We start from the raw sequence: 13,575 nt of genomic DNA on the forward strand, positions 1-13,575 counted from the left end.
AAAGAACAGCATGAGTACAGCCACCCAGCAGGACCAGGCAGCGGCACAGGACAAGGCCGCCACCCTGATTGAAGCCCTGCCCTGGATCCAGCGCTTCGCGGGCAGCACCATCGTGATCAAGTACGGCGGCAACGCCATGATCAACGACGAACTGCGCCAGGCCTTCGCCGAAGACATCGTCTTCCTCCACCACGTGGGCGTGCACCCCGTAGTGGTCCACGGCGGCGGGCCGCAGATCAGTGCCCTGCTGGACCGGCTCGGCATCGAATCCGAGTTCAAGGGCGGGCTGCGCGTCACCACCCCCGAAGCCATGGACGCCGTCCGCATGGTGCTCACCGGGCAGGTCGGCCGCGAACTGGTTGGCCTCGTGAACTCCCACGGCCCCTACGCCGTTGGCCTCTCCGGAGAAGACGGTGGACTCCTGCAGGCCGTCCGCACCGGAACCGTCATCGACGGGGAAGAAGTGGACCTGGGCCTGGTGGGCGAAGTCGTGGGCGTGAACCCCGGCGCCATCCTGGACCTCATCGAAGCCGGCCGCATCCCGGTCATCTCCACGGTCGCCCCGGAGATCGGCGCCGACGGCAGCCCCACGGGTCAGGTGCTCAACGTCAACGCCGACACCGCCGCCGCTGCCCTTGCCGTGGCACTGGGCGCCTGCCGCCTGGTGGTCCTGACCGACGTCGAAGGCCTCTACGCCAACTGGCCGGACAAATCCTCGCTGATTTCTGCCCTCACTGCCGGCGAACTGCGGGATATGCTGCCCACCCTTGAATCCGGCATGATCCCCAAGATGGAAGCCTGCCTGGCTGCCGTGGACGGGGGAGTGGACCGCGCCGCAGTCGTCGACGGGCGCATGGCCCACTCGATGCTGCTGGAAGTCTTCACCACCGCCGGCATCGGCACCCAGATCATTCCGGACGGAGCAGAAGCATGAGCAACCCCACTACTTCCGCTGTGCAGCCCTCCGCGTCCGCGGTGGTCGACCCTGCCGGTTCCGGCAGCGAATGGCTGGCACGATACACCGATTCGCTGATGGGTGTCTTTGGCACCCCGCAGCGCGTGCTTGTCCGCGGCCACGGGTGCACGGTCTGGGACGCGGACGGCAAGGAATACCTGGACCTGCTCGGTGGAATCGCCGTGAACGCCCTGGGTCATGCCCATCCGTTCGTCACTTCCGTGATTGCCAGCCAGCTGAACACCCTGGGACACATCTCCAACTTCTTCACCAGTCCTACCCAGGTGGCGCTGGCCGAGAAGCTGCTGCAGCTCGCCCAGGCCCCGGCGGGATCCAAGGTCTTCTTCGCCAACTCCGGCACCGAAGCCATTGAGGCCGCTTTCAAGCTCGCCCGGCGCAACTCCACGCCGGAACGCACCCGGATCATCGCCATGGACCGTGCCTTCCACGGCCGGACCATGGGTGCCCTGGCGCTGACCGCCAAGCCCGCCTACCGTGAGCCTTTCGAACCGCTTCCCGCCGGCGTCGAGCACATTCCGTACGGGGACGTCGAGGCGCTGCGTGCCGCCGTGGACGAGACCGTTGCCGCAGTGTTCATCGAACCCATCCAGGGTGAAGCCGGTGTGCGGGTGCCGCCTGCCGGGTACCTGGAAGCAGCACGGCAGATCACGCGCGACGCCGGTGCGCTGCTGGTCTTCGACGAGGTCCAGACGGGCATCGGCCGCACCGGACGCTGGTTCGCCTCCGAAGGTGTGCTTCCAGATGCCATGACCGTGGCCAAGGGACTGGGCAGCGGCTTCCCAATCGGCGGGCTGATCACCTTCGGGCCGGACGTTTCGTCCCTGCTGAGCCCCGGCCAGCACGGAACCACCTTCGGCGGAAACCCCGTGGCAACCGCTGCCGCACTGGCCACGCTCTCCGCAATTGAATCCGGAGACATCCTGGCGAACGTCCAGGCCACAGGGGAGTACCTGCGGAACGGATTGCGCGGCACCGCCGGCGTTACCGAAGTCCGCGGTGAGGGGCTACTGATCGGCATTGACCTGGAGCAGGAGATTGCTCCAGCCGTGGTCACGGCGGCCCTGGACTCCGGATTCATCATCAACGCCACTGGGCCTGCGACGCTTCGCCTGGCACCGCCGCTCATCCTGACCACTGACCAGGCGCAGAGTTTCCTGGACAAGCTCCCCGCCCTTCTGCAGGCCGCCGCGGCCACGATTGGACAGCCATGACCCGCCACTTCCTCGTTGACACCGATCTGACCCAGGCCGAACAGGCTGAGGTCCTGGACCTTGCGGACGCCCTGAAGAAGGACCGCTGGAAGTACCAGCCCTACGCCGGTGAGGGCTCCGGCCGGCAGACCGTCGCGGTCATCTTCGACAAGACCTCCACGCGCACCCGGGTCTCCTTCGCCGCCGGCATCTCCGATCTGGGCGGCGTCCCGCTGATCATTGGCGCGGGGGAGTCCCAGCTGGGCCACAAGGAATCCATCACGGATACGGCCAAGGTTATGGAACGCATGGTCTCAACCATCGTCTGGCGCACCTACGCCCAGTCCGGACTGGAAGAGATGGCCGCGAACTCCTCCGTTCCGGTCATCAACGCGCTCTCCGACGACTACCACCCCTGCCAGCTCCTGGCGGACCTGATGACCATCCGCGAGCACAAGGGCACCCTGGCCGGCCTGACGCTGACCTACCTGGGGGACTGCGCCAACAACATGGCCAACTCCTATCTGCTGGCCGGGGTCACCGCAGGCATGCACGTCCGGGTCGCCGGACCGGTTGGCTACCTGCCGGATCCGAAGATCGTCGACGCCGCGGCAGCCCGCGCCGAGGAAACCGGGGGATCGGTAACGATCACCACGGACGCCGCCGAAGCCCTTGCCGGAGCCGACGTCGTCGCCACTGACACCTGGGTCTCAATGGGCCAGGAAGACGAGAAAGCTGCCCGGCAGGAGCTGTTCCGGAACTACGCCGTGGACTCCGCAGCCATGGCACAGGCCGCGGAAGACGCCGTCGTACTCCACTGTCTGCCCGCCTACCGCGGCTACGAGATTTCCGCCGACGTGATCGACGGCCCGCAGTCCGTGGTCTGGGATGAGGCCGAGAACCGGCTGCACGCCCAGAAGGCACTGATGGTCTGGCTGATGGCGAGGTCCGGCCTCACCGGGATCCCGGAGGAAGCGGTATGACCATGCCCACCACCAAGACAGCCCGGCAGGCCCGCATCCGTGCGCTGCTGACCGGACTGTCCGTGCGGTCGCAGGCAGAACTGGCCGCGCTGCTGGCCGATGACGGAGTGCAGGTCAATCAGGCCACGCTTTCCCGCGACCTGGTGGAACTCGGCGCCGTGCGCATGCGCGGCAAGGACGGGGTGCTCGTGTACGCCGTTCCCTCCGAGGGAGGCGAACGCACCCCGCAGTCCGGGATTAGCCCGGAAGTGCTCGATGCGCGGCTCGCCCGCCTGTGCGGCGAACTGCTGGTCACCGCCGAGGCCTCCGGGAACATCGTGGTGCTGCGCACCCCGCCCGGCGCCGCGAACTTCCTCGCCCTGGCAATCGACCATTCCATCATGCCGTCCATCCTGGGCACCCTGGCCGGGGACGACACCGTGCTGCTGGTCACCCGGGAGCCCGACGGCGGCGCGGAGCTGGCGGCACGCTTTTTGTCCATCGCGGACGAGGCAACTGCCAGCGGGCAGGCACCTGACAATCGCATACTGTAGAACCTGGACGGGCAGGCACCCCGGAACAGGTTTTCCCCCACTTTTACAACCAAACCGCAGCGTGCGCGCTGCACCAATCGCAAGAGGAGCACATTCGTGAGCGAACGTATTGTTCTGGCCTACTCCGGTGGCCTGGATACGTCTGTAGCCATCGGCTGGATTGCCGAGGCAACCGGCGCCGAGGTCATCGCCGTGGCGGTCGACGTCGGACAGGGCGGAGAATCCCTGGAGACCATCCGCCAGCGTGCCCTCGACTGCGGCGCGGTGGAAGCCTACGTGGCTGATGCCCGCGACGAGTTCGCCGCCGAGTACGCCATGCCGGCCCTGAAGGCCAACTCCCTGTACATGGATTCCTACCCCCTGGTTTCCGCCCTGTCCCGTCCGGTGATCGTCAAGCACCTGGTGGCCGCTGCCCGTGAATTCGGTGCCACCACCGTTTCGCACGGCTGCACCGGCAAGGGCAACGACCAGGTCCGCTTCGAGGTCGGCATCCAGACCCTGGGCCCGGACCTGAAGTGCATCGCCCCGGTCCGCGACCTGGCCCTGACCCGCGACAAGGCAATTGCCTTCGCCGAGGAAAAGAACCTGCCGATCGTCACCACCAAGAAGAACCCGTTCTCCATTGACGCCAACGTCTGGGGACGCGCCGTGGAAACCGGCTTCCTGGAAGACATCTGGAACGGCCCCACCCCGGACGTGTACGAGTACACCTCCGATCCCGCCTCCGGCATTGCCGCTGACGAAGTTGTCATCACTTTCAAGGAAGGCGTTCCGGTAGCGATCGACGGCAAGCCGGTCACCCCGCTGCAGGCCATCGAGGAAATGAACCGCCGTGCCGGCGCGCAGGGCATCGGCCGGATCGACATCGTCGAAGACCGCCTGGTAGGCATCAAGAGCCGCGAAATCTACGAAGCTCCCGGTGCCATGGCCCTGATCGCCGCACACAAGGAACTCGAGAACGTCACCATCGAGCGCGAGCAGGCCCGCTTCAAGAAGACCGTGGGCCAGCGCTGGACCGAACTGGTCTATGACGGCCAGTGGTTCTCCCCGCTGAAGAACTCCCTGGATGCCTTCATCGAAGACACCCAGAAGTACGTCTCCGGCGACATCCGCATGAACCTGCATGCCGGCCGCGCCACGGTCACCGGCCGCCGGTCGGAGTCCTCGCTGTACGACTTCAACCTGGCCACCTACGACACCGGTGACACATTCGACCAGTCGATGGCCCGCGGGTTCATCGAGCTGTTCGGCATGTCCTCGAAGGTCGCCTCGGCCCGCGACCTGCGCCTGGCAGAAGGAAAGTAAGGAACATGGTCAACGGCAAGCCGTCAATCGAAACAGGGACCAACCTTCCAGGAGCCGGCGGCTCCACGGTCCAGGGTGCACTGTGGGGCGGCCGCTTCGCCGGCGGTCCGGCCGACGCACTGGCAGCCCTGAGCAAGTCCACCCACTTCGACTGGCGGCTTGCCGGCTATGACATTGCCGGCTCCCGGGCGCACGCCCGGGTGCTGCACAAAGCCGGGCTGCTCTCCGACGAAGAACTCGCCGGGATGCTCAAGGCACTGGATGAGCTCGACGCCGATGTGCGCTCGGGCGCCTACCTCCCGGCCGAGTCGGATGAGGACGTCCACGGCTCCCTGGAACGCGGCCTGATCGAACGCGCCGGACCCCAGCTGGGCGGCAAGCTCCGCGCCGGCAGGTCCCGCAACGACCAGATCGCCACCCTGGGCCGGATGTACCTGCGCGACCACGCCCGGATCATCGCCGCCGGTGTGCTGGCCACGATCGACTCCCTGGTGGAGCAGGCCGAGAAGCACCTCGGTGTGGCCATGCCCGGCCGCACCCACCTGCAGCACGCCCAGCCGGTGCTGCTCAGCCACCACCTGCTGGCCCATGCCTGGGCCCTGCTGCGCGACGTGCAGCGCCTGGCCGACTGGGACAAGCGTGCAGCGGTTTCCCCGTACGGTTCCGGTGCACTGGCCGGGTCCTCGCTGGGGCTCGACCCCAACGCCGTCGCCGCAGACCTGGGCTTCGACTCCGCGGCCTGGAACTCGATCGACGGCACCGCCTCCCGCGACGTCTACGCAGAATTCGCCTGGGTTGCCGCCATGATCGGCGTCGACCTGTCCCGGATCAGCGAGGAAATCATCCTCTGGGCGACCAAGGAATTCTCTTTCGTCACGCTCGATGACGCCTTCTCCACCGGCTCCTCGATCATGCCGCAGAAGAAGAACCCGGACGTCGCCGAGCTGGCCCGTGGCAAGGCCGGCCGCCTCATCGGCGACCTGACCGGACTGCTGGCCACGCTCAAGGGCCTGCCGCTGGCGTATAACCGGGACCTGCAGGAGGACAAGGAACCTGTCTTCGACGCAACGGACACACTGGAGCTGCTGCTCCCGGCCGTCTCCGGCATGATCGCGACCCTGGTCTTCAACACCGAGCGCATGCAGTCCCTGGCTCCGCAGGGCTTTGCGCTGGCAACGGACATCGCCGAATGGCTGGTCCGCCAGGGCGTGCCGTTCCGCGAGGCGCACGAGCTCTCCGGTGCCGCCGTGAAGCTCGCCGAAACCCGCGGCGTCGAACTCTGGGACCTGACTGACGAGGAATACGCCGGCATCTCGGAGCACCTGACTCCGGAAGTCCGCACCGTGCTCTCCACCGAGGGTTCGCTGGACAGCCGCAGCAGCCAGGGCGGCACTGCGCGTTCAGCAGTGGAGTCGCAGCTGGCCGAGCTGAAGCAGCAGCTCGACGCGGCCCGCGCCTTCGCTGCCTAAGCCCCTTCCCCCACCATCGAGATGGCAGAAACTGCCCGTTTGACGCGTCATACGGGCAGTTTCTGCCATCTCGATTTGGGGAGGGGATAGCGTGGTGCCATGTCCAACTCGAACCTTCGCCGTACCCTGCGGGCGCTGCCGGACTTTGCCGAGAACCTCCCCGGCTTCGATCCGGAGCAGGCACCGGAGGACCCCGCCGAGCTGTTCCTGGCCTGGCTGGATGAGGCGCTGGCCGCCGGAGTGCCCCAGCCGCACGCGTTCTCCCTCGCCACGGCGGACGCTGCCGGAAACCTGTCCTCCCGCATGCTGATCCTGAAGAACCTCGACGGCGACGGCTGGCATTTCGCCACCTCACGCACCTCCCGCAAGGGGCGGGAGCTGGAGGAGAATCCGCGTGCGGCCATGAACTTCTACTGGCACGGCCTCGGCCGACAGGTGCGGGTGGCCGGAAACGTGGTGCTGCTCAGCGCCGAAGCATCAGCCCGGGACTGGGCGGAGCGGCCGGCCGCCGATGGTTCCGAGAACCCGGACTGGCAGCTTTACGCGCTGGCTCCGCGGGAAGTCGAGTTCTGGCAGGCAGACCCGGGCCGGCGGCATATCCGGCACAGGTACGTGCTCTAGGCGCTCTTCCGCACGCCCGGTGCAAGCTGCCCGCACCCCCTCCCGAACGACGGCTGCCGCCGCTAGCCTGAAATGGTCAGCATCCACGTCCAGGAAGGCCGGGGCATGTCCGAATCCCCAGCAGGGTCCAGCAACTCCGAATCCAGACCGGTTCCCGAGGGCCGCATCGAAAAAGTCAGTGACGGCTGGGTACTGGCCTTCGACAAGCAGCTCGATTACCCCGCCGCCCACATTTGGGATGTCCTCACCAACCCGCAGAAGGTGGAGAACTGGCTGGGCCAGATCAGCCCGGGATGGGAACTCGGCAAGGCATACACGCTGGAGATGGGTGGAAGCGGCGTTTCCGGGACCGTTCTCCAGCTCAGTCCCCGCTCCAATCTCCAGATCACCTGGGATGACCAGCTTGGTGAAGAAGCAGTTCTTGACTGGCAGGTACTGGAGTCCGACGGCGGTGCGCTGCTGGCTTTCCGGGCGCACACGGACACCGCTGATTTCCTGGCCGAGGGCAGTGCAGGCTGGCAGGGCATCATGGCCGCTTTTGGCGCCGTCGCCGCCGGAGAATCGCCGTCCCAGGAGGAACCCGGATCCAGCGAGGCGCTGCGCGATGCGTACTCCCGCGAGTTCGGTGTCAGTCCCACGATGGGGACGGTGAGGGACGCTGCGGACGGCAGGACCCTCGAGTTCGAACGCTGGTACCGGGCCCCCGCCGAGGACGTGGGCTCCGCCGTCGAAAGTTCCAGCGGCAACCTCGGCATGGGGCAGGAAGCGGAGATTGAAATCAGCGAAGATGGAGGAGTGGCCAAGCTTCACGTCCGGCAGTACATCCCGGGCGGTACGCCGGAAGACACTGCCGCGCTGATGGCAGCCTGGCACCTGGCCCTGGATTCAGCGGCTATCAGGCTTCAGGGCGGCACCCCGAACCCGAACTCCCACCGGCTGCGTGCGCTGGAGGCGCTCTACCGCACTGCGCTCTGAGATTTCGGAAGCTCCCGGGCTGCCTTGCTACGGTGAGTCAATGGATCCTTCCGACCCGCGCAGTGCCCTCGCCGTTCCCGCAACAGAAGCAGCCCCATGGCTGCTGGGCGCAGTGCTCCGCCGCGAATCTCCGGACGGGGACGTGGCCGTCCGGATCACCGAGGTCGAGGCTTACCTGGGGGAGGCCGACCCCGGATCACATGCCTTCCGCGGCCGCTCTGCGCGCAACGCGACCATGTTTGGGCCCGCCGGCCATCTCTATGTCTACTTCACCTACGGCATGCACTACTGCGCCAACGTGGTCTGCGGTGAAGCAGGGCAGGCCACCGGGCTCCTGCTGCGGGCAGGGGAGATCGTGGAAGGACACGGCACGGCCCGCCGCCGCAGGAAGGAACCCAAAACGGACCTGGACCTGGCCCGCGGTCCGGCCCGGCTGGCACAGGCGCTGGGGATCGACCGCGAACTGAACGGTGCCGACGTTTTTAGCGGGCCGCTGCGCCTCGAGTTGCCCCCGCAGCCGGCAGATCCGGCCCGAATCTCCGTGGGGCCGCGCGTGGGGGTCAGCGGTGAAGGCGGTGGCGCTGCCTTTCCCTGGCGTTTCTGGCTCACCGGCGAGCCCACGGTCTCCAAGTACCGGCCCGCCGTCGTACGCCGGCGGCCGGCGGGAGCAACTTCAAGGGCAACGGGCCGCTAGCGCAGGTGCAGCGCCTCAGTGTGACAAGCGGCGCAGGCCGAATCCGGCGATGGACCGCTGAGTCCGGTTGCCGGACCGGTAAGGTGGATGGGTGAAAGACGAAGCTTCAGCTCCTGTAGTACCTGCCGAATCCATTCTTGAGACCATCGACCGCCTGTGCGCGGTCGTTCCGGATTACCCAACTCCCGGAGTCATTTTCCGGGACCTGACTCCGGTCTTCGCAGACGGACCTGCCCTGCGCGGCATGGTCGATGCCCTGCTAGCCGGGTTCGAGGGAACCTTCGACTACGTAGCGGGCGTCGAAGCCCGCGGTTTCCTGCTGGCAGCGGCTGCAGCATACGCATCGGGCCACGGCGTCATCACGGTCCGCAAGCCGGGCAAGCTTCCCCGGCCCACCTACAACGAGACGTATTCGATGGAGTACGGCACCAACAGCCTGGAAGTACACATCGGTGACATTCCGGCCGGTTCCCGGGTCCTGGTCCTCGACGATGTACTGGCCACCGGCGGCACCCTTGGCGCCACCGCCCGGCTGATTGAACGCGCAGGTTCCACAGTTGCCGGAATCGGCGTCGTACTGGAACTCGACGGCTTGGGCGGACGCGAAAACCTGGCGGGCTACAAGGTCCTTTCGCTGCGCACGTACTAGCCTTTTGCCCTCGGGCAGGCCGCGGCTCGGCCGCACTCTGGACAGGGCATACAAAATGTGCCGAAGCACGGTAAACTTGACGGTCTGCCTTTGCGAGAGGGAACGCGAACATGCCTGAAGAGTCTTCGGCCCACACGGAGCTGGAAAACGAGCGCCAATACGTGGCCGGCTTGTACCACCGGCTCGATGAGCTGCGCGAGGAAAAACGAGAGCAGCTGGCCCAGGTGCGGCGCAGCCACTCTGCCGGTTCACACCAGAACCGGTCCGAGCGCGACGCGTTTGCCACCATGTATGAGGACCGGCTGGCGCAGCTGATGGCCGTCGATGACCGCCTGGTTTTCGGCCGGCTGGACCTCGACGACGGCGAAACCCGCTACATCGGCCGCATCGGCTTGTCCACGGCGGACCTGCAGCGGCTGATGGTCGACTGGCGTGCCCCGGAAGCAGGCACTTTCTACCAGGCAACGGCATTTGAACGGCAGGGCGTGCGCCGCCGCCGGCACCTGATGCTCAAGGGCCGTGACGTCCAGGGACTGGAAGATGATGTCCTGGACTATTCCATGCTTGAAGAGGGGCAGGACCTGCAGGGCGAGGGCGCACTGCTTGCCGCCCTGAATTCCAAGCGCACGGGGCAGATGTCGGACATCGTCGGCACCATCCAGGCCGAACAGGACCGGATTATCCGTGCGCCGCTGCCCGGAACCCTCGTGGTCCAGGGCGGACCGGGCACCGGCAAGACCGCCGTTGCCCTGCACCGCGCCGCCTATCTGCTCTACACCCACCGCGAACGGCTGAAGTCCGCCGGCGTGCTGCTGGTCGGCCCGTCCAACGCGTTCATCCGCTATATCGAGCGTGTGCTGCCTTCCCTGGGCGAGACCGGCGTCGTTATGTCCAGTCTTGGCCAGCTGATGCCCGGCATCACTGCCTCCGGAGAAGAGACTCCCGCGGCAGCGGAGATCAAGGGCCGACTGTCGATGGCCGACGTCGTTGCACGCGCGGTGGCGAACCGGCAGCGGAACTTCACCGAACCGAGGCGGCTGAACATTGAAGGCACCTGGATCACGCTGACCCCGAAGCAGGTGGCCCGTGCCCGTGACCGTGCACGTGCCACCGGCAAGCCGCACAACGAAGCGCGTGTGACCTTCGTGAAGATCCTCCTGCGCGAGCTGACCGATCAGATGACGGAGATCCTGGAGGAATCGGCCGGCGCGGGCAACAGCACCGACCGCGCCTATCTCGCCGAGGACGTCCGAAGCTCCCGCGATGTCCGCGTGGCACTGAACCTGTGCTGGATGCCGCTGACGCCGGAGAAGCTCATCAGCGAACTCTTCAGCAAGCCCGGGCAGCTTGAAGCGGCGGCCCCGGAACTCACGGAGGCCGAGCGCGCAGCACTGCGGCGCAGCCCGGACGCACCGTGGACCGAGTCCGACGTTCCGCTGCTGGACGAAGCCGCCGAGCTGCTGGGTGAACTCGATGCCTCCGCCGGACGGGACAGCGCAGCGCTGGAAGAAGCGCGCAAGCGCGACCTGGCCAACGCCGAGCGTGCCATCGAAAACACTGAAGGTTTCCTGGAAGACTCCGGAGCCCACGGCATTCTTTCCGCCGAGGACCTGGCGAACCACAATATGGCCACCGAGCAGCGGCTCACCGCTGCCGACCGCGCCGCCGTCGACCGCACCTGGGCCTTTGGCCACGTGGTGGTGGACGAGGCACAGGAGCTCTCGGCCATGCAGTGGCGGCTGCTGATGCGCCGCTGCCCGCTGAAATCCTTCACGGTGGTGGGCGACATTGCACAGACGTCCTCTGCCGCCGGCGCAACATCCTGGCAGCAGGCGCTTGAGCCCTTCGTGGGGGAGCGGTGGACCCTGGAAGAACTTACCGTTAACTACCGCACCCCTGCGCAGATCGCCGAAGCAGCCGTCCGGATGGCCAATGCGGCCGGACTGGTGGTTTCCGCTCCCAAGGCCGTCCGTGAAGGCCAGTGGGCGCCTTTCCTGGATACTGTGCCCGAAGGCAGCCTCCTGACCCGGCTCCTTGAGACGCTGCCGGAAGACCTCGCAGCAATTGAAGGCGGGCTGCTGGCCGTCATCACCGAGGACCACCGGCTGGAAACAGTCCGCAGGGAAATCACGGCGCTGTACGGAGACAGGGTCGGCACCGGCGCGGGGGGACTGAGCCAGGACATCGTGGTGATTTCCCCGCGGGAGGCCAAGGGACTGGAGTTCGACGGCGTCGTCATCCTTGAACCGTCTGAACTGCTTACGGCAGCGGCCGGGAAGGTGGGGGATCTGTACGTTGCGATGACCCGTCCCACCCAGCGGCTGCGTCTTATTGCGGAGCACGGCATCCCGGCGGGCATCGACGCCGCCGAATCCTGATAATTTAGAAGGCGTGCCACAGAATACCCAGACCTCCGAGGGCCTTGCTGCCCAGCAGAACGATCCGAGCTTTGCCAACATCTGGCAGGAACTGAAATGGCGTGGGCTGATCAAGCTCTCCACCGATGAGGCGGAACTTGAGAAACTCCTCGCCGGGGATCCGGTCACGTATTACTGCGGCTTCGATCCCACGGCACCCAGCCTGCACCTGGGCAACCTTGTCCAGCTGCTCACCATGCGGCGTCTGCAGCTTGCCGGACACCGTCCGCTCGCGCTCGTCGGCGGATCCACCGGACTCGTAGGTGACCCGCGTCCGACGGCGGAACGCACCATGAACACCAAAGAGACGGTGAACGAGTGGGTCGGCTACCTGCAGGGACAGGTGCAGCGCTTCCTCAGCTTCGAGGGCGAGAACGCCGCCCGGATGGTGAACAACCTGGACTGGACGGCGCCCATGAGCGCCATCGACTTCCTGCGTGACATTGGCAAGCACTTCCGGGTGGGCACCATGGTCAAGAAGGAGATCGTTGCCTCCCGCCTGAACTCCGACGAAGGCATCAGCTACGCGGAATTCAGCTACCAGGTGCTGCAGGGCATGGACTACCTCCAGCTCTTCCGCGATTACAACTGCGTGCTGGAAACCGGCGGATCGGACCAGTGGGGCAACCTGACTTCCGGCACCGAGCTGGTGCGCAAGGTTGAAGGCGCCACGGTGCATGCACTGGGCACTCCGCTGATCACCAACTCCGACGGCACCAAGTTCGGCAAGAGCGAAGGCAATGCCGTCTGGCTGGACGGTTCCATGACCAGCCCGTACGCCATGTTCCAGTTCTGGCTCAACACTGCCGACGCCGATGTCATCGACCGGCTCAAGGTCTTCACGTTCCGTTCCAAGGCGGAGATCGAGGAACTTGAGCGTTCGGTTCAGGAAGCGCCGCACAAGCGCGAAGCGCAGCGGGCCCTGGCTTACGACGTGACCTCCCTGGTTCACGGAACCGATGCCACGGACAAGGTCATCGCTGCATCGGCCGCACTGTTCGGTCAGGGGTCGCTCGAAGAACTGGATGAGGCAACGCTGACCGCGGCCACCGCCGAACTGCCCCGGGCAGAGGTCGGAACTGACGCCCTCGGCATCATCGACCTGCTGGTGGCTACGGGTCTCTCGAAGACCAACTCCGAAGCCCGGCGGACCGTCACCGAAGGCGGAGCCTACGTGAACAACCGCAAAGTAACCGAGATCGACGCCGTCATCGGCGAGACCGAACTGCTGCACGGCAAGTACCTGCTGCTTCGCCGAGGCAAGAGAAACCTCGCTACCGCGGTGGTCTCCGCCAAGTAACCGGCGGTTACACCTCTCAGCACTGGAAGGCCGGCTCCCTCGGGGGCCCGGCCTTCCTGCTTGTCTGGATCTCCTTGGGGACGGGAGGCATTCCAACCCGGTTTGTGTGCCGCGGGGCCCCGCTTCGGGCTGCATGCAGGGCTACAGGCGGGGGTGCAGGAGGTCACACCCGGTCCGGCTTGCACGGGTGCCCGGGGGTGTGTAAAGTAATTGGAGTCGCCGCGGTTGGGGCGCCGGAAGCCAAGGCTTACGGAGATCCCCGGACGGAGACCAATCCACAAAAAACAGAGGCTGGTTCACGGCTTTGCCGCGAAAAAGCTTCGTTTTCGTGTGGGATCATCTGGTTGTTTCGAGCAGATTTCGGGAATTCACCGAATTGCTAAAACGGCCTGGATGGAATATGCTGGTAAAACACCACAGCGGTGCGAAAAGAAAAGAAAGTTTCCGGTTGGGAATGGTTTTT

At 66.1% G+C, this 13,575-nt stretch carries 12 protein-coding genes; all 12 read left to right on the plus strand.

Annotated features, from left to right (window positions below; all coding sequences use genetic code 11):
- Positions 1-10 precede the first annotated feature (10 nt).
- The 12 genes from argB to tyrS all read left to right on the plus strand — a co-directional run bounded on the left by argB (position 11) and on the right by tyrS (position 13,112).
- A complete protein-coding gene (gene argB, locus AO716_RS08570; protein ID WP_055240497.1) occupies positions 11-934 on the plus strand; it encodes an acetylglutamate kinase in 924 nt (307 codons plus the stop codon).
- The gene (locus AO716_RS08575; RefSeq protein WP_055240498.1) at positions 931-2,187 is read left to right on the plus strand and encodes an acetylornithine transaminase; all 1,257 of its coding nucleotides are present in this window, start codon (positions 931-933) and stop codon (positions 2,185-2,187) included. Before argB ends, AO716_RS08575 begins: the two co-directional genes overlap by 4 nt.
- Entirely contained in the window at positions 2,184-3,149 is a 966-nt protein-coding gene (argF, locus tag AO716_RS08580; RefSeq protein WP_055240499.1) for an ornithine carbamoyltransferase, read from the plus strand. The genes AO716_RS08575 and argF overlap by 4 nt, the downstream gene beginning before the upstream one ends.
- Positions 3,146-3,682, plus strand: coding sequence for an arginine repressor (locus tag AO716_RS08585; protein WP_055240500.1), 537 nt, complete (start codon positions 3,146-3,148; stop codon positions 3,680-3,682). Before argF ends, AO716_RS08585 begins: the two co-directional genes overlap by 4 nt.
- 96 nt (positions 3,683-3,778) lie before the next feature.
- Complete coding sequence (locus AO716_RS08590) at positions 3,779-4,987, plus strand: argininosuccinate synthase (protein WP_055240501.1); 1,209 nt, start codon at positions 3,779-3,781, stop codon at positions 4,985-4,987.
- A gap of 5 nt (positions 4,988-4,992) precedes the next feature.
- Positions 4,993-6,456, plus strand: coding sequence for an argininosuccinate lyase (gene argH / locus AO716_RS08595; RefSeq protein ID WP_055240502.1), 1,464 nt, complete (start codon positions 4,993-4,995; stop codon positions 6,454-6,456).
- Positions 6,457-6,555: 99 nt separating this feature from the next.
- Positions 6,556-7,077 (plus strand): pyridoxal 5'-phosphate synthase, encoded by a 522-nt coding sequence (locus AO716_RS08600; RefSeq protein WP_055240503.1) that lies wholly within the window; start codon positions 6,556-6,558, stop codon positions 7,075-7,077.
- 105 nt (positions 7,078-7,182) lie between these two features.
- Positions 7,183-8,052, plus strand: a complete 870-nt coding sequence (locus AO716_RS08605) for an SRPBCC domain-containing protein (RefSeq protein WP_055240504.1) — start codon at positions 7,183-7,185, stop codon at positions 8,050-8,052.
- 40 nt (positions 8,053-8,092) lie between these two features.
- Entirely contained in the window at positions 8,093-8,746 is a 654-nt protein-coding gene (locus tag AO716_RS08610; protein WP_055240505.1) for a DNA-3-methyladenine glycosylase, read from the plus strand.
- A 91-nt stretch (positions 8,747-8,837) separates the two neighbouring features.
- Positions 8,838-9,395, plus strand: a complete 558-nt coding sequence (locus AO716_RS08615; RefSeq protein ID WP_055240506.1) for an adenine phosphoribosyltransferase — start codon at positions 8,838-8,840, stop codon at positions 9,393-9,395.
- A 110-nt stretch (positions 9,396-9,505) separates the two neighbouring features.
- Positions 9,506-11,773 (plus strand): UvrD-helicase domain-containing protein, encoded by a 2,268-nt coding sequence (locus tag AO716_RS08620; protein ID WP_055240507.1) that lies wholly within the window; start codon positions 9,506-9,508, stop codon positions 11,771-11,773.
- 13 nt (positions 11,774-11,786) lie between these two features.
- The gene (tyrS, locus tag AO716_RS08625) at positions 11,787-13,112 is read left to right on the plus strand and encodes a tyrosine--tRNA ligase (RefSeq protein WP_055240508.1); all 1,326 of its coding nucleotides are present in this window, start codon (positions 11,787-11,789) and stop codon (positions 13,110-13,112) included.
- Positions 13,113-13,575: the final 463 nt, after the last annotated feature.

The sequence above is a fragment of the Arthrobacter sp. Edens01 genome, from assembly GCF_001307035.1.
In the GTDB taxonomy this organism is placed as follows: Bacteria; Actinomycetota; Actinomycetes; order Actinomycetales; family Micrococcaceae; genus Arthrobacter_B.